This window comes from Streptomyces sp. NPDC040622, from assembly GCF_055593965.1.
The window spans coordinates 1-16,720 of the sequence record NZ_JBVIXD010000004.1; the positions used below are offsets into that span (position 1 = coordinate 1).

General features: G+C 71.7%; 10 protein-coding genes and 1 pseudogene. 4 read left to right on the forward strand and 7 right to left on the reverse strand.

Features of this window, described 5'->3' with window-relative positions; genetic code table 11:
- Positions 1-221: 221 nt before the first annotated feature.
- From ACZ592_RS12125 to ACZ592_RS12155, 7 genes and pseudogenes are all read right to left on the reverse strand, one after another.
- Complete coding sequence (locus ACZ592_RS12125) at positions 222-1,154, reverse strand: nitroreductase/quinone reductase family protein (protein ID WP_471581433.1); 933 nt, start codon at positions 1,152-1,154, stop codon at positions 222-224.
- A 295-nt stretch (positions 1,155-1,449) separates the two neighbouring features.
- Positions 1,450-3,012, reverse strand: coding sequence for an alpha-L-fucosidase (locus tag ACZ592_RS12130; protein ID WP_471581434.1), 1,563 nt, complete (start codon positions 3,010-3,012; stop codon positions 1,450-1,452).
- A 53-nt stretch (positions 3,013-3,065) separates the two neighbouring features.
- On the reverse strand, positions 3,066-4,922 hold the full coding sequence (locus ACZ592_RS12135; protein ID WP_471581435.1) for a family 20 glycosylhydrolase: 1,857 nt from the start codon (positions 4,920-4,922) through the stop codon (positions 3,066-3,068).
- 172 nt (positions 4,923-5,094) lie between these two features.
- Positions 5,095-5,970, reverse strand: a pseudogene (locus tag ACZ592_RS12140) (low temperature requirement protein A); the annotation flags it as partial.
- Between the two features lie 221 nt (positions 5,971-6,191).
- Positions 6,192-6,365, reverse strand: coding sequence for a hypothetical protein (locus ACZ592_RS12145; protein WP_167355632.1), 174 nt, complete (start codon positions 6,363-6,365; stop codon positions 6,192-6,194).
- Between the two features lie 529 nt (positions 6,366-6,894).
- Positions 6,895-8,382 (reverse strand): SDR family NAD(P)-dependent oxidoreductase, encoded by a 1,488-nt coding sequence (locus ACZ592_RS12150; protein ID WP_471581436.1) that lies wholly within the window; start codon positions 8,380-8,382, stop codon positions 6,895-6,897.
- A 70-nt stretch (positions 8,383-8,452) separates the two neighbouring features.
- The gene (locus tag ACZ592_RS12155) at positions 8,453-9,823 is read right to left on the reverse strand and encodes a wax ester/triacylglycerol synthase family O-acyltransferase (protein ID WP_471581437.1); all 1,371 of its coding nucleotides are present in this window, start codon (positions 9,821-9,823) and stop codon (positions 8,453-8,455) included.
- Positions 9,824-10,401: 578 nt separating this feature from the next.
- Here ACZ592_RS12155 and ACZ592_RS12160 point away from each other — a divergent pair.
- From ACZ592_RS12160 to ACZ592_RS12175, 4 genes are all read left to right on the forward strand, one after another.
- Positions 10,402-10,629, forward strand: coding sequence for a type A2 lantipeptide (locus ACZ592_RS12160; protein ID WP_471581438.1), 228 nt, complete (start codon positions 10,402-10,404; stop codon positions 10,627-10,629).
- Positions 10,630-10,723: 94 nt separating this feature from the next.
- Positions 10,724-11,530 (forward strand): biotin/lipoyl-containing protein, encoded by an 807-nt coding sequence (locus ACZ592_RS12165; RefSeq protein WP_471581439.1) that lies wholly within the window; start codon positions 10,724-10,726, stop codon positions 11,528-11,530.
- Entirely contained in the window at positions 11,527-13,809 is a 2,283-nt protein-coding gene (locus ACZ592_RS12170) for an NHLP family bacteriocin export ABC transporter peptidase/permease/ATPase subunit (RefSeq protein WP_471581440.1), read from the forward strand. The genes ACZ592_RS12165 and ACZ592_RS12170 overlap by 4 nt, the downstream gene beginning before the upstream one ends.
- Position 13,810: 1 nt before the next feature.
- Positions 13,811-16,669 carry an NHLP bacteriocin export ABC transporter permease/ATPase subunit gene (locus ACZ592_RS12175; protein ID WP_471581441.1) on the forward strand — a complete coding sequence of 953 codons (2,859 nt, stop codon included), beginning with the start codon at positions 13,811-13,813 and terminating at the stop codon, positions 16,667-16,669.
- Positions 16,670-16,720: the final 51 nt, after the last annotated feature.

Consider the following 16,720-nt stretch of genomic DNA (forward strand, 5'->3'; position numbering starts at 1 on the left):
GGGTGAGGAAAAAAGGGCAAAGAATTTTCCACCCCACGCGAAAAAGAGAAGAGAGGGGCGGGGTGGGGGTCTCCCCCTTTGTTTTGTGGGCCGCCCCCCGCCGCGGGGCCGTAGGAGTGGGTCTTCCCGGCCCGGTGCACGGCGTTCGACGTGCCCCGGGCTCCCGGTCGAAGCCCGTGTCCGCCCCGGCAGTTGACATCGGCGACGCGGCCCGGCGGGTCCTAGGACTCGCCCTCCCCCTCGTCCGCCTCCGCCGGGGGCCCCGGAGGCCACGGCAACGCGGTGAAGATCGGGAGCAGGGATTCCTCCTCGTAGTCGAGGTGTGCGGTCAACTCGTCCGACATCCGGGTCAGTTCGGCGCGGAAGCGTACGGGGTCCGCGCCACCGACGTCGGCGAGGAGCGCGGCGAGTTCGCCCTGGATGCGGGCGACCGTCCGGTGTTCCTCGGCGAGCCGGTCGAAGGTCTCGCGCAGCTCGGGGTGGTAGCCGGCCATCACCGGGAACAGATGCGTGTCCTCGCCGGTGTGGTGGAACTCCAGGGCGTCGCAGAACGCCAGGCAGTGCTGGCGGATCTGCAGGCCGAGGCCCGGCGACGGCGGCACCCCCGGCCCCTGGTGGGCGGCGAGCGCGGCGAAGTGCGCGTCGGTCTCTTCGCGCACGTGCCGCAGCTGTCCGCGCAGCCAGCGGTGGACCTGGACCATCTTGTCCGCGAAGTTCGCGGGCTCCGCGGGGATGTCCGCCTCGTGCGCGGGACGTTCCAGGACGACGACGGGCAGAGTCCGGCCGGTCCGCGCCTGGTAGTCCCCGTATCCGGGTTCGGCGGCGACCACCCGCGCGAAGAGCCGCTCGCGCCGCTCCCCTTCGGCGGGGACGGCGACGGCCTCGAACTCCTCGGTGCCGAGCTCGACGGTCACCGTGGGGTGGGCGAGGACGTTGCGGTACCAGTCGGGGTGGCGCGGGCCGCCCAGGTTCGACCCGACGATCAGCAGCAGGCCGCCTTCGCGGACGAGGCCGAGCGGGGTGGTGTGCGGCTTGCCGGACTTCGCGCCGGTGGTGGTGAGCAGCAGGAGCTCGCTGCCTTCGAAGGGGCCGCCGACCTCTCCGGCGTGGGCGCGGAACTCGTCGATGACGGACTGGTTGAAGGGTGTGGGCATGACGGTGTCAGGTCTCCGTACGCAATGTTCGGGACCGCGTCGGACGCGGTGAAGGGGAGAGAGGGCCGCGCGAGAGGCGTGGCCGGGGCGCGCGAAGGCGCACGGGTCAGGCGAATGCCTCGGAGGGTGAACTCACGACGTACTCATCGGCGTCGTCCTTGAGTGAAGGTGCTCGCCCGGTTCGCCGACCTGCCCACTGCTCTGTGGTCGGCGCCACGCGGCACGAGCACCATTACAGACACCCACTCCCCCGTGTGTCAACGCGGGGCCTCTCGCCCCCGGCCCACGCGGTCCCTCACACCTGCGACCGGTACAGGCCGAACTCCGCGATCCGCACCGTGGCCCGTGACCGCGTCACCCGCAGCCGCCAGCGCCGCGCCGTCACCGGCTCGGGGAGCGTCAGGACGCGGCTCGCGCCCACCGTGTCGACCTCGGTCACGGTCCGCCAGCCGTCCCCGGCGCGCGCCTCGACGACCGCGTGTTCCAGCTGCTGGCCGTGCCGGATGTCCTCCCCGAGCCGGATCCGGTCGACCTCGCGGTCCCTGCCGAGATCGAGGGTGACCGTGCCGGCCGAGCGGTCGTGGTGCGGACGCCTGCCGCCCGCGAGGTCCCGCGGGAGCTCGCGCCGGATCCGCTCGCGGAACTCCCGCAGGCGCGTCACGTCCGCGTCGGGCAGCAGGCCGCGCCTGTCCGGCGGGACGTTCAGGAGGAGGACGGAGTTGCGCCCGACGGAGCGGAACCAGATGTCCGTCAGCTCGTCGACGCTCTTGGGCTGTTCGTCCGCGTGGTAGAACCAGCCCGGCCGGATGGACACGTCGCACTCGGCGGGCCACCACTGGAGGTACTGGGCGACGGCGCGCGCTGCGGCGAGCGCCTCGCGGCTGCCCTGGTCGGGGGCGTCGTACCGGAGGGCGTAGTCGATGCTGCCGTTCCCGGAGTCCTTGACGGGGACGACGCTCCACTCGTTCTCGCGCGCAAGGCCGCCCTCGTTGCCCACCCAGCGCACGTCCGGGCCGCGCACGGCCATGGTGGCGTTCGGCGCGAGCGCACGGATCAGCGTGTACCAGCTGTCCCAGTCGTACGTCTCCACCTTGTCCGGCGGGATGCGGCCCTGCGCGCCGTCGAACCAGACCTCGTCGACGGGGCCGTACTCGGTGAGCACTTCGTAGAGCTGGTTGAGCATGTGGGCGCCGTAGTCGGTGGCGTCGAGGGTGAAGGTGCGCGGGCCGTCGCCCGCCCGGTCGTCGTCCGGGACCAGAGTGGGGATGGTGCGGGCGGAGCGTTCGCTGCCGTTGGCGTAGACGCCGTCGAGGTACTGGTTCTCGTCGGCGGGCGAGATGTAGACGCCGACCTTGATGCCGTACCGGCGCAGCGACCCGGCGAAGGAGCGCAGTACGTCGCCCGCGCCGCCCTGCCAACTGCTGCTGATGACACCGTGCTTGGTGTAGCGCGAGGGGTAGAGGACGAACCCGTCGTGGTGCTTGACGGTGAGGATGGCGAGCTTGAAGCCGCCGTCGCGCAGGGCGCGCGCCCACTGGTCGGTGTCCAGGCCCGACGGCTGGAAGACGTCCGGGTCTTCGTCTCCCGTACCCCATTCGAGGCCGGTGAACGTGTTGACGCCGAAGTGCAGGAAGGCGGTCTGCTCCAGCTTCTGCCAGGCGATCTGGCGTGCGGTGGGGCGGACTTGGGAGGCCTTCGCCACCAGGGTCTCGGGCGAGTCGCCGGGGCCGAGGCGGATGCGGTACGGCGGTTCGGCGCCGCCTGGCCCGGCGGTGGCCGCGGCGGCGAGCGAGGTGCTCGACGCGGCGGCGGCCGTGGTGACGGCGGCGGCCATGAAGAGGCGTCTGCTGACGGTCATGGTGGCCGGACTCCTTCGGGACGGAACGGGGGGCGGGGAGCGGAAGGCGGGAATCAGCGTGCGGCGGTCAACGTCCAGGTGCTGGGCGCCTGTTGGTCGTCCGGGTACTGCAGGAGCCGGCCGTCCTTCGTGACGTGCGCGGCCATGCGCGTGATGGCGTTGGTCAGGCGGTGCCCACCCGGGGCCTGCGCGATCTCCCACCGCTGCAGGGTGTTCTTCGCGTCGCACGTCTCCTCGGTGACGGCGGTGCCCGGCTCCAGCGGCACGTTGAGCGTCAGCTTGCCGCTGCGGGTCTCCAGGCACTTTCCGCCGGCCGTCGTGCGCAGCGTCACGTAGCCGTCAGCGGTGTGCGCGACCTCGACGTCGCGGGGCTCGGCACGGCCCGCCGTGTCGCGCAGGGTGTACGTCCCCTCGGCGACGGAAGCCTTCGCCAGGTCGCGCCAACCGGGTGCGTGGCCGACGGATCCGGCGCGGGACACGAACTCCGCGTACGTCGGGTCGGGGTGTGCGGCACCCCAGGTGACCTGCGCGATGTGGGCGAGCGGCAGCTCGGTCGCGGCGGCGACCTCGTTCTCGGTCTCGCCGCGGCCGTTGTCCGGCCACAGGCTGATCTTGGCGCCGGTGATGCCGTCGCTCGTGGCGAGCTTCTCACCCTCGAAGCTGCGCGGGTCCCACCGCCGGCCGTACAGCTTCCCGGTATCGGTGTGGAAGCCGCCCCGCACGAGGTAGAGGGAGTAGGCGGCGTTCATCACCGGGTAGCCCTGCTCGATGAGCCGGCTCGGCTTCGTCTTCACGTCGAGCCAGTGCTCGACGGTCGTACCGGCTGCCACCGGAACGGTGTTGTCGCCCGTAAGACCGTCGTTCCAGATGCGCAGGCGCTTGCCCTTGCTCGCCGCATGGGCGTACACGCGGTTCACGAAGTCGATGAAGGCGTCCTGCGGGGTGGCGTTCTCGCCGTACTTCTTCTTCGCGTACTCCAGGACCTGCGGGTACTTGGCGAAGTCGGAGCCGAGCATGTACTCGTCGGCGCCCATGTGCCAGGACGTGGCCGGGAAGACTTCGGCGTACTCGTCGACGAGGCTCTTGTAGTAGGTGAGGGCCGCGTCCTTCGTGATGTCGAGGCGGGACGGCTGCGGTTTTCCGTCGGAGTCGGTGAGCTGCAGGTCCGGGCGCTCCGCCAGCCACGGGTCCATGTGGCCGGGTGAGTTGATCTCCGGGACGATCGTGACGTGGTACTTCTCGCCGAGCGCGACGAGGCGGCGCAGCTCGCCCTTGGTGTAGTAGCCCCAGGAGTTGGCCTCGGGGTGCCGGTCGCTCTTGACCTTGAGCTCCAGGAGCAACTGGTTCTGCTTGCGGTACGCCATGTCGCGGACGAGGTTCTCCAGCCACGGCACGGAGACGTGGACGTAGCAGGCGCAGACGCCGACACCGCGCTCCTTGTAGCGCGGCACGTCGACCGTGCGCCCGGCCGGTACGCGGTCGTTCCCGACGAGGAGCTGCAGCAGGGTCCGGCTGCCGTAGAAGGCGCCGGTCTCGCCCGCGCCGGTGATCTCCAGGCGCTTTCCCGCGCGGAGTTCGTACCCCTCGGAGCCGAGGGGCTTTCGCGCGCGATCGACGTCGATGACGATGTCCCCGGTCCGCGGAGCGCCGCGCGTCAGGGCGGGGCGGCCCTTGCCCGCGTCCGACAGGTCGTCGGCGAGGGTGTCGGCGACGCGCCGGGACTCGGGGTCGCGGGCGACGAGCCGGGTACCGGGCCCGTAGCGGTAACTCCCCTCGGCGGGCGTCCAGTCGGTGAGGGCGGGGACGGTGCGCGGCGTGTCGGGGGCGGCGCCTTCCTCGGCACCGAGCGCCGGTACCGGGGCCGCGACGATGAGCAGAGCGGCAGCGAGAAGCGAACGCAGTGCAGTCATGAGGTCCGATGATTCAAGCGCTCCACAAGGGTGTCAATGCACCGTTCGTCAAGAGGACTTGGATATTTGCGTGGCACCCACGGGCCCCACGCGGGTGACCTCACCGCCACCCAACACCGATCCATCGGATGTATTCCGGCTGCATCGGCCGGAACCGACCCGCGATCGGACTCTACTTCGGCGGCGGACCCGGGTTGTAGAGGATCTGCCGGCACACAGTGGCGGTGACGAGCCAGACGATCGCCCAGGCGGGCAGGCCACCGCCGAACGCTCCCAGCAGCAGGGAGAGGAGTACGCGGGGCACGGCCCAGCCGGCGTACCAGCCCCGCGGACGGGGGCCGTGGGCCAGCGACGCGACGAGACCGATGAGGAAGTAGCAGCCCATCGCGCCGCACAGGAGCCGGCGGGCCGTGCCCGGCAGGTGGCTGTCGGCGTGGGCGACGGCGGCCCCGAGGGCGGCGGCGAGCACCGCCATGGCGGCGGTGACCAGCGCGTGGAGAAGCATCGTCAGCCGCGGCGCGAGGGTCCCGTCGTGCAGCTGGGGGATGCCGTTGGAGCCGTACAGGAGGCTGAGGGCCCAGATCGCGGCGAGGAGCGCGAGCGCGCCGAGCCCCGTGGCGGCCAGGGGGAGGTTCCACCGCTCGTGCTCGGCGGTGGCGTCGATGACCTGGATGACGCCCTCCCCCAGCACCAGGATGATGTAGAGCCCGAGGCGCTCCGCCAGATGTGCGGGGTCGACCCGCGCCTCGACGAGCTCCGGCGCCGGGCCGTCACGGTGGTGACGGGGTGCCGGCCGCTCGGCGTGCTGGGCCTGCTGGGCTTCTGCGTGCCGCAGGAAACGGTCGCGGCTGGAGACCAGGAGCACCACGAGGTCGACGACGAGGCCGAACGCCCACAGCCAGTACCGCCACGGGTCGGCGACGAACAGGGAGATCAGCCAGGGCAGGGCCCCGGCGCCCGCCTGCGCCAGGGGCCAGTCGGTGACGATGCTGCCGCGCCGCCAGATGTGGCCGGCGAACCAGCGCAACCCGACGTAGGCGACGACGAAGGCCGTGGCGTGGGCGGTGTGGACTCCGGTCGAGGGTCCCTGCGCCGTCGTCGGTCATGGACCGATCATCCTCCGGAACAAGGCCCGGAGCACGTGGAGCAGGGAGTACGGGGCCACCGGCCCGGGCCGGACACAGCGGTGCCCCCGAGCCGTGGCAGGCCGGGGGCACGTGGCGAAGCGCTGCGGTCCGATGCCGGGCCGGGCCCGGGATCAGTGCCGGATCAGTCGATACCGGGGAGGATGTGAGGCTCGGCGAGGTCGTCCTCGTAGCCGGCCAGACGGATCGGGGCCGCCTTGGCCCACGCCTCCAGATTGCGGAGCTTCTGGGGCCGTCCGGCCCGCTCGCCGCCGCGTTCCGCCGGTCGCTTTTCGTGCTTCGTCAGATCTGGTGTCACCGCGCACTCCTTTGTGTCGCGTAACGAAAGGGCAGAGGCAGTTCGGTCGCGGTGGCGCCGGTTTCTGGCGGGACCGCAGCCGTGGTGCCGGCCTGTCCCCGGGGCGGCCGAGGGATGCTTGTGGATCTCTCGTGGCCGCCCGTTCGCACTACATTAACCAAATGAGCGGCGCCCCGCTCGATGGGGGCCTGAGTCGGGGTGGAATCCGGACAACACGCCTGCTCGGGCGTGCGGGGCCCGTGAGGCCGGGGATCCGGGAGAACGACGTGGGGCGGGGTGCCGGCCGGGCCCGGCGCATGCCGGGCACACGCCGCCGCCGATCGGCCACCGCCCGTGACGGCGGCGGGCGTTGGTGTCCATCGGGCGCGCCGGTCACGCATCGCGCCCGACCGGTCACGACTGGCTGAAAGGGGACAGCCGGTCCGGTCCGCGCTCCGCGCGCCGACCGAACCGGCTGTCCGAGATCCGAGACGCCCGTCTCAGCCGCCTGCCGTAACCAGCGGCCTGGCCGCTGGTTACGGAGCGTCGGCTACCACTTGCCCGGCTCGTAGTCCTTCAGGAAGACGCCGTACACGTCGTCGCCCGCCTCGCCGCGCACGACCGGGTCGTAGACGCGGGCGGCGCCGTCGATCAGGTCGAGCGGGGCGTGGAAGCCCTCCTCGGCCAGGCGCAGCTTGTCGTAGTGCGGGCGCTCGTCGGTGATCCAGCCGGTGTCGACCGAGGTCATCAGGATGCCGTCGGACTGGAACATCTCCTGGGCGCTGGTCCGCGTGACCATGTTCATCGCGGCCTTCGCGGCGTTCGTGTTCGGGTGTCCCGCGCCCTTGTAGCCGCGACCGAAGACGCCCTCCATCGCCGAGACGTTGACGATGTGGGCGCGGCCGCTCGGCGCCTTCTTCGCGGCGTCGGCCATGGCCGGGCGCAAGGCGCTGATCAGGATGAACGGCGAGGTGTAGTTGCACAGCTGGGTCTCGAGGAGCTCCACCGGGGAGATCTGCTCGATGGTCTGCACCCAGGTGTTGGAGTCGACGACGTCCGGGACCAGGCCGCCCGCGTCGATGGCGGTGCCGTCGAGGTGCCGGGCGACGCTGGCGTTGCCCGCGACGAGGGCGAGATCGGCGACCTTCTGCGCGTCCAGGCCGCTGGTGCCGATGGGCAGCGCGGCGATGCCGTCGACGGCGCCCGAGTTGAAGGCACCGATGACGGAGTGGGCGGGCAGTTCACCGGCGGGCAGCGGCGCGCTCTCGCCCTCGACCAGGGCGGCGTAGGCGGAGGGCAGGCGGCGCACGGTCTGCGTGGCGTTGTTGATCAGGATGTCGAGCGGTCCCGCGGCGGTGACCCGCTCGGCGAGCGCGACGGACTGGGCCGGGTCGCGCAGGTCGATGCCGACGACCTCCAGCCGGTGGATCCAGTCCGCGGAGTCGTCCATCGCCTTGAAGCGGCGGATGGCGTCCTTGGGGAACCGGGTGGTGATCGTCGTGTGGGCGCCGTCGCGCAGCAGCCGCAGCGCGATGTACATGCCGATCTTGGCGCGGCCGCCGGTGAGCAGCGCGCGCTTGCCGGTGAGGTCCGCGCGGGCGTCGCGCTTGTTCCGGTTCAGGCGGGCGCAGTCCGGACAGAGCTGGTGGTAGAAGTAGTCGACTTCCACGTACCGGGCCTTGCACGTGTAGCAGGAGCGCGGGCGCTGGAGTATCCCCGCGATCCGGCCCTCCTCGGTCTGCGAGGAGGGCAGCAGCCCCTCGGTCTCGTCGTCGATGCGCTGCGCGGAGCCGGTGGCGGTGGCCTCGGTGACGGCCTTGTCATGGGCAGTCTTGGCGGCCCGGCGCTCCTGGCGGCGGCGCTGCTTCACCGTCCGGTAGATGCCGGCCGTGGCCCGGCGCACGGCGATCGCGTCCGGGTGGTCGACGTCGAGCTTGTCGAGCTCGTCGAGCACGCTGAGGCAGACGGCGAGACGGTCCGGGTCGATGCCGGGGCCGTGCACGACGGCCTCCTCCTGGCTTTCGTCTGTCACCGTCATCGCCGCTGTCCTCGTGTCCATCCGTGCCACGGCGCATCTGGTCGTCCGCGGAAGCTCCAAAAGGAGGAGTTTACGTAGCGGTCGGTCCGCTCACCAAACCCGTGTCCCGTGCGCACACCGCCGCGAGGGCGTCGAGCTCGTCCCGCAGGCCGCGCGCGAGGAGCTCCAGGTCGGGCACGGCCGCGGCGTCCGCGATCAGGCCGTAGTGCACCCGGCCCCGGTAGGTGGAGACGGCGACGGCGAGCGACTGCCCCCGCGCGAGCGGCGCGAAGGGGTAGACCTCGGTGAGGCGGCAGCCGCCGAGCCGCAGGCCGATGCCGGGCAGCGGAACACTGGTGACGAGGATGTCGAAGAGCAGCCGGGCCGCCTGGGCGACGACGGGTCCGCCGAGCCGGTGCCCGAGCGAGGGCACGTGTTCGGCGAGCAGCGCCACGGCTCCGGCGCCCCGCTCGGGCCCCGCCTCCTTGTTGCGGTCCATGGCGGCGCGCACGCCGCGCAGCCTGGCCAGGGGGTCCTCGTCCCCGACGGGGAGGCGCACCAGATAGCCGGAGAGCCGGTTGCCCGGGGGCTGCGCGGTGCGCGGCCGGCGCCGGGAGACGGGGATCAGGGCACGCGGCTCGACGCCCTCGCTGCAGTCGCCGCGCTCGTCGAGCCAGCGGCGCAGGGCGCCGGCGACGACGGCGATCAGCACGTCGTTGACGGTGCCGCCCACGACCTTGCGCACCTGGTGCACGTCGTCCAGGTCGAGGACGACGCCTGCGGTGCGGCGGGTGCCGGACGCGTCCGAGGTGAGCGCGGCGCAGGAACGTACACCCAGGCTCGCGCGAGCGACGGAGGTACCGATGCCGAGCGCCTGGCCCACCTCCGCGACCGTGCCGCGCACACGATCCGGCAGGGTGCGCGGGTCCAGGACGGACCACGGGGAAGGGGCGGGGGCCGGCCGCCGTTCGCGCGAGGGCGGCAGGTCGACGGGGTCGAGGAGGGCCGCACCGAGCGTCAGCGCGCGCAGCCCGTCGGCGAGGGCGTGGTGGAACTTGAAGAGCACCGCGAACGACGTGCCGTCGGCACCCGGCAGCACGTGCACCTCCCAGGGCGGCCGGTCCCGGTCGAGGCGCTGCCGCATCAACTCCCCTGCCGCGGCGTGGAAGTCGGCCACCGGCGCCGCGAGCCGCACGTGTTCCAGCGGGTCGAAGGCGGGCACCGGCACCCGCATCGCGCCGCCGACGGGCAGCCAGACGGAACGTATGCGCATGCGAAGCCCGGGGACGGCTGCCGCGCGGGCCGCGAGGAGCCCGGCGGCGCGGTCCGCCGCGCCGGGCCCTTCGGCCTCGAAGACACCGAGTGCGCCCAGATGCATGGGGTGTTCGGCGGTCTCGATGTTCCAGAAGGCCAGATCGAGAGGTGCGAGCAGGTCAGAGCTCTGAGCAGAGGATGAAGTCACGGACTCGCTCTCGCGTCGAGGACGATGCGGGGGATGTCGAACGTGAAGTCAATCGCTCCGGACAACTACGGTCAAGTACGGTCGCGCTACGCTGAGTTAACAGCAGATTAAGACCCCGTCCCCCTGGGGACGGCGAGGCCTCTGCGACCCGTGTGGTGCAGAAGCGAACCCTCCGGCACGCCACCGGCGCCCTCTTCGGCCATGAATAAGCGCGCCTTCAATAAACCTGCACATCGAATGCGCACTCCGGTCACTCCATTCGGCGCACACGCACCGCTTATTTTCTTGCAGTGACCACCGAACTTGAGTTTTGGCGTGGAGGTGTCCGATTTGTTGGAAGGAGTCGCTCCGCTTCCTTGATTTCCTTCTGTGAATCTTGTGAAGGAGCTGCCACCACGCGGTGAACCCGCCTGCACGCAGCGGTGATTCATGACCGCCAGGGCGGTCGGCCGTCGCTTCGTCGATTGGATGTACGAGCTGCGAACGTGCTTTGATCCTGGCTCCGCGGAAATCGAATCCCCAGATTCCGTGGAACTGGAAACACCTCCGCAATATTCATGAGAAGGGCTGCTCACACCATGAACAACGTCCCCCAGGTCGAGACCCTCGAGATTTCCGACGCCGACCTCGACAACGTCTCCGGTGGCCTCGTCGCCGGTGTCGCGAGCAACGTGACCAGCACCGTTGACTCCGTCGCCCCGGTCTCCGACGTCGTCGGCGGCGTCGTCGGCACGGTCGAGGGTGCCACCGGCCTCAACACCGGCGCCGTCTCGGGTCTGGCCTCCGGCCTGACCGCCGGTCTCTGAGCCTTCCGCTCATCGAGACGCCATGATTCGTGAGCCCCGGAGCCTTGGGCTCCGGGGCTCATGGACGCGACAGGCACAGTGAGGAAAGCGTTCCGTGCAGTTCCGCCAACAGGCCCTGTCCAAGCTGCAGTCGCCCGAGGAACTCGACCTTCCGGTGCGCTACGCCCGTCCCCAGGGCCTGCTCGTCCTCGCCGTCACCCTCGTCGTCATGGCCGCCGCGGGCGTCTGGGCCGTGACCGGATCGGTCTCCTCGACGCTCCGGGCACCCGGCATCCTCACGCACGGCCGGGGCAGCTACGTCCTGCAGAGCCCCGTCACCGGCCAGGTGACCGACGTCCTGGCCGAGGAGGGCAGGCAGCTCGCCGCGGGCGCCCCCGTGCTCAAGGTCCGTACGGAGAAGGGCGACAGAGTCGTACGTGCCATCACCTCGGGACGGGTGACCTCGCTCGTCGCCCGGATCGGCACCGTCGTCACCACCGGCGCCGACGTCGCGACCCTCGAACGCGTCGCGGGCCGGGACGACCCCCTCCTCGCGATGCTCTACGTACCCGCCGACAGCGCGGCGACCGTGCCCGTCGGCGCCTCGGTGGACCTCACCGTCCAGTCCGTGCCCGCCCAGGAGTACGGGACGCTGCGCGGACACGTGAAGGCGATCGGGCGCGCCGCGCAGAGCCGGCAGAAGATCACCGGCTTCCTCGGCGACCAGGAACTGTCGGGACGGTTCACGAAGGACGGACCCCCCGTGGCCGTCCTCGTACGCCTCGACACGTCCGCTCACACCGAGTCCGGCTACGCCTGGTCGACCGACGGCGGACCGCCCTTCGCGCTCGACTCCATGACCCTGGCCACCGGCGCCTTCCACCTCGCCGAGCAGCGCCCGATCGATTGGCTGCTTCCGTGACCGCACCGCTCCCCTCCCCGGCGCACCAGCAGCAGCTGCCACCGCCCGGCGGCCGCCGCAGGCACCGCCCCGAGCCCCCGCGGCGCGGCCGCCGTGCGGCGCCGCGCCCCGCGTCCAAGGGCAGGCGCCCCGAGACCGTGCGCACGCCCACCGTCCTGCAGATGGAGGCCGTGGAGTGCGGCGCCGCCGCGCTCGCCATGGTCCTCGCCCACCACGGACGGCACGTCCCGCTGGAGGAGCTGCGCATCGCGTGCGGCGTCTCCCGCGACGGCTCGCGGGCCAGCAACGTCCTGAAGGCCGCGCGGAGTTACGGCCTGACGGCGAAGGGCATGCAGATGGAGCCCGCCGCGCTCGCCGAGGTGAAGGCGCCCGCGATCCTGTTCTGGGAGTTCAACCACTACGTCGTGTACGACGGTGCGGGGCGACGCTTCGGCCGCCGGGGCGTGTACATCAACGACCCGGACAAGGGGCGCCGGTTCGTGCCCTCCCAGGACTTCGACACCAGCTTCACCGGTGTGGTCCTGGTGCTCGAACCGGGTGCGGGCTTCCGTCCGGGTGGCCGCAGGCCCGGCGTCCTGCGGGCCCTGCCCGCCCGGCTGCGCGGCACCACGGGCACGATGGTCGCGGCCCTCCTCGCCAGCCTGCTGCTCGTCGCGGTCGGCGCGGCGCTGCCGGCGCTCAGCCGGACGTACATCGACATGTTCCTGATCGGACATCAGACCTCGCTGCTCGGCGCGCTGTTCACCTCGATGGGCACGATGGTGGGCCTCACCGTGGTGCTGACCTGGCTGCAGCAGGCCAATCTGCTGCGCGGCCGCATCATCTCCTCCACACTCGGCAGCGCCCGCTTCCTGCGCCATCTGCTGCGCCTTCCCGTCACGTTCTACGCCCAGCGCAGCCCCGCCGACCTCGTGCAGCGCCTCGCGTCCAACGACACGGTCGCCGAGACCCTGGCCCGTGACCTCACGGCCGCCGGGGTCGACGGCGTCGTCGTCCTCCTCTACGCGGCCCTGCTGTGGACGTACGATCCGCAGCTCACTCTCGTCGGTGTCGGCATCGCCCTGCTGAACGTCGTGGCCATGCGCGTCGTCATCCGGCTGCGCGCCACCGGCACCCAGAAGCTGCGCGCCGACAGCGCGAGGCTCACCAACACCTCGTACACCGGCCTGCAGTTGATCGAGACGATGAAGGCCACCGGGGGCGAGAACGGCTACTTCCGGCGCTGGGCGGGACAGCACGCCACCACCCTGGAGGAGCAGCAGCGCTTGGGCGTGCCGAGTGCCTGGCTCGGGGTCGTTGCACCGACACTCGCGACTCTCAACAGCGCGCTGATCCTGTGGATCGGCGGGCTGCGCGCGGTCGAGGGCCATCTCTCGATCGGGCTGCTCGTCGCCTTCCAGGCGCTGGTCACGCGGTTCACCGCGCCGATCACCCGGCTCAACGGCGTCGCGGGCCGCATCCAGGACTTCGCCGCCGACCTCGCCCGCCTCAAGGACGTCGAGAACTTCCCCGTCGACGCGCTGTACTCGCGCTCCGAACCGGCCGCGAGCACCCGGCGTCTGAAGGGCCATGTCACCCTCGACGACATCACCTTCGGCTACAGCCCTCTCGACAAGCCTCTCCTGACCGGTTTCTCGCTGTCGGTCGGTCCGGGGCAGCAGGTGGCGCTCGTCGGCGGATCCGGCAGCGGCAAGTCGACGGTCTCCCGGCTGATCTCGGGCCTCTACAGCCCGTGGGAGGGCACGATCCGCATCGACGGGCAGCGCCTTGAGGACATCCCGCGCGGCGCGCTCTGCGCCTCCGTCTCCTTCGTGGACCAGGACGTCTTCCTCTTCGAAGGCACGATCCGCGACAACGTCGCCCTGTGGGACCCCTCCATCCCGGACGACGCCGTCGTCGCCGCCCTTCAGGACGCCTGCCTGTACGAGGTCGTGGCCCGCAGGCCCGGCGGCATCCACGGCCGCGTCGAGCAGGACGGGCACAACTTCTCCGGCGGACAGCGCCAGCGCCTGGAGATCGCGCGGGCCCTGGTCCGCCGCCCGAGCGTCCTCGTCCTCGACGAGGTGACCAGCGCCCTGGACGCCGAGACCGAACAGGTCATCATCGACAACCTGCGCCGCAGGGGCTGTGCCTGCGTCGTCATCGCCCACCGCCTGAGCACCGTGCGCGACAGCGACGAGATCGTCGTCCTCGACCACGGCCAGGTCGTCGAGCGCGGACGCCACGAACACCTCGTCACCGCCGGCGGCCCGTACGCCGACCTGGTCAAGGAGCACTGAGGTGAGCTCGGTACCGCAGCAGCACGGCGCCCATGCCCACGACGCGGTCGCCGCGGCCTTCGGCGCGCTCGGCACACACGCCGACTGCACGGGCCTGCGCAGCGTGCACCTCGAAGGCCCGCAGGTCCTGTGGCTCGTCGTGGCCGGCGCCCTCGACCTGTTCGCCGTCGACGCCGCCCAGCAGGGCCACTGGCACTACCTGGGGCGTCTCGAACCGGGCACGCTGCTCCTCGGCCCGGTCGAGGGGCCCCGGCACACCCTCGTCGGCCGCCCCCTCCAGGGCTGCGAGCTGCGCCGCATCCCGCTGCGCGAGCTGTACCGCCCGGACTACGGCGACACCTGGTCCTCCGAGCAGCGGTTCCCCACCCAGTACGACTCCCAGGACGCGGCCCTCAGCATCCTGGAGCACGCCTTCGCGCTCGGCATCGGGCGCGGCCACCGGGTCCTGTTCGAGGCGCCGCTCGACGGCCGCACCGCGGGCGACGAGGTGGCGACCGACGACGACGTCCTCTGGATGCCGGTCGCGCCGGGGAGCGTCCAGTACGGCGCCGCCTACAGCGAGCAGGCCACGGGCGACCTGCTCGTCGACGCCGCGATGTGGCAGCGGATGGTCAATCAGCAGTACCGGCTGCTCGCCACCCTCGACCGGTGGATCGAACGCCTGGAGCGGGCCCACGAGGACCGCACGGCGGCCGGCATCAAGGCGGGCGAGAACGTCCGCGAGCAGGCCGACCGGACCCTGATCGCCTCGATCGGCCGCTCGGGCGGGCGCGGTGCGCGCCGCGCGGGGGCCGGGGGCGACCACGACGCGACGTACGCCGCCTGCCGCCTGGTCGCCGAGGCCTCGGGCATCACGCTGTCCGGCGCGGTGCGGGGCGGCGCGGTGAGCGAGCGGATCGACCCGGTGGAACAGGTCGCGGTGGCCTCCCGGATCCGCACCCGCGCCGTCCGCCTCGACGGCGCCTGGTGGCGCGAGTATGCGGGCCCGCTGGTGGGACACCGTGCCGCGAGCGGCGCGCCGGTCGCGCTGCTGTGGCGGCGCGGCGGGTACGAGTCGGTGCATCCCACGTCCGGGCGGCGCACCCGGGTCGGGCGGAGCAACGCCGACGAGTTCGAACCGCAGGCCGTCATGTTCTACCGGCCGCTGCCGGAGCGGCCGTTGACGCCGTGGCGGCTGTTCCGCTTCGGGCTGCGGGGCACCGGCGGCGACCTGCGCAATCTCGCGCTCGCCGGTCTGGTGACAGTCGCGGTCGGTGCCCTGGTGCCGATCGCGACGGGCCAGGTGCTCGGCGTGTTCGTACCGAACGCCGAGAAGAGCCTCATCGTCCAGGTGTCCCTGGCCGTCATGATCAGCAGCATCGTCTCCGCGGCGTTCATGCTGCTCCAGAACCTCACCGTCCTGCGGATGGAGGGGCGCATGGAGAGCACGCTCCAGCCGGCGGTCTGGGACCGTCTGCTGCGGCTGCCGACGCGCTTCTTCGCCGATCGCTCCACCGGTGAGCTGGCGAGCGCGGCAATGGGGGTCAGCGCGATCCGCCGGGTCCTCTCGGGAATCGGACCCGTCGTCCTGCAGGCCGGGTCGGTCGGCGCGATGAACGTGGTCCTGCTGCTGGTCTACAGCGTGCCCCTCGCCCTGGCCGCGCTGGCGATGCTGACCGTCATCGCCGCCGTGTTCCTCGCCCTCGGCCTGTGGGAACTGCGCTGGCAGCGGCGCCTGGTGGAACTCGGCAACAAGCTCAACAACCAGGCGTTCCAGACCCTGCGCGGCTTGCCGAAACTCCGGGTGGCCGGGGCGGAGAGCTTCGCGTACGCGTCCTGGGCCGGGGAGTTCGCGCGCAGCAGGGAGCTGCAGCAGCGGGCCGGTCACGTCAAGAACCTCACGACGGTCCTGAACTCGGTCTACCTGCCGCTCTGCACGCTCGTCATGTTCGTGCTGCTCGCGGGCCCGGCCCGGGGCAGCCTGACCGCGGGCGAGTTCCTCACCTTCAGCACCGCCGTGACGATGCTCCTGACGTCCGTCACCCAACTCACCGGCGCGCTGCTGTCGGCGGCCTCGGTGCTCCCGATGTTCGAACAGATCAAGCCGGTGCTCGACGAGGCACCGGAGGTGCGCGCGGGAAGCACGCAACCGGGTGAGCTGCGGGGGGAGATCGAGGCACGCGGCCTGTCCTTCCGTTACACCGACGACGGCCCGCTGGTCCTGGACGACGTGTCCCTGGCGATCCGCCCCGGCGAGTTCGTGGCCGTCGTCGGCCCGAGCGGCTGCGGCAAGTCGACGCTGCTCCGCCTCCTGATCGGCTTCGACGAACCGGTCTCGGGCAGTGTCCTCTACGACGGCCAGGACCTGTCGGCGCTGGACCGTTCGGCGGTGCGCCGCCAGTGCGGGGTGGTCCTGCAGAACGCCCAGCCGCTCACCGGATCGATCCTGGACTGCATCTGCGGCGCCGAGTCGTTCACGCAGGAGGAGGCGTGGGAGGCGGCAGCGATGGCGGGGCTCGCCGAGGACATCAAGCGGATGCCGATGGGCCTGCACACGATGATCTCCGGCGGCGGGGCGGTCTCCGGCGGCCAGCGCCAGCGGCTGATGATCGCCCAGGCCCTGATCCGCCGCCCCCGCGTCCTCTTCTTCGACGAGGCGACGAGCGCCCTGGACAACGAGACGCAGCGCACGGTCATCGACAGCACGCGCGCCCTGAACGCCACCCGCGTCGTGATCGCCCACCGCCTCTCCACCGTCCTGGACGCCGACCGGGTCCTCGTCATGTCGGAGGGCCGCGTCGTGCAACAGGGACCGCCCGCCCAGCTGCTGGCGGACACGGGCGGGCGGCTGCACGAACTGGTGCGGCGGCAGATTCGATAGGCCCGGGGACCCGCCCAGCAGCGGAGGCCTGGGCGGGGAGGTCGACGTACT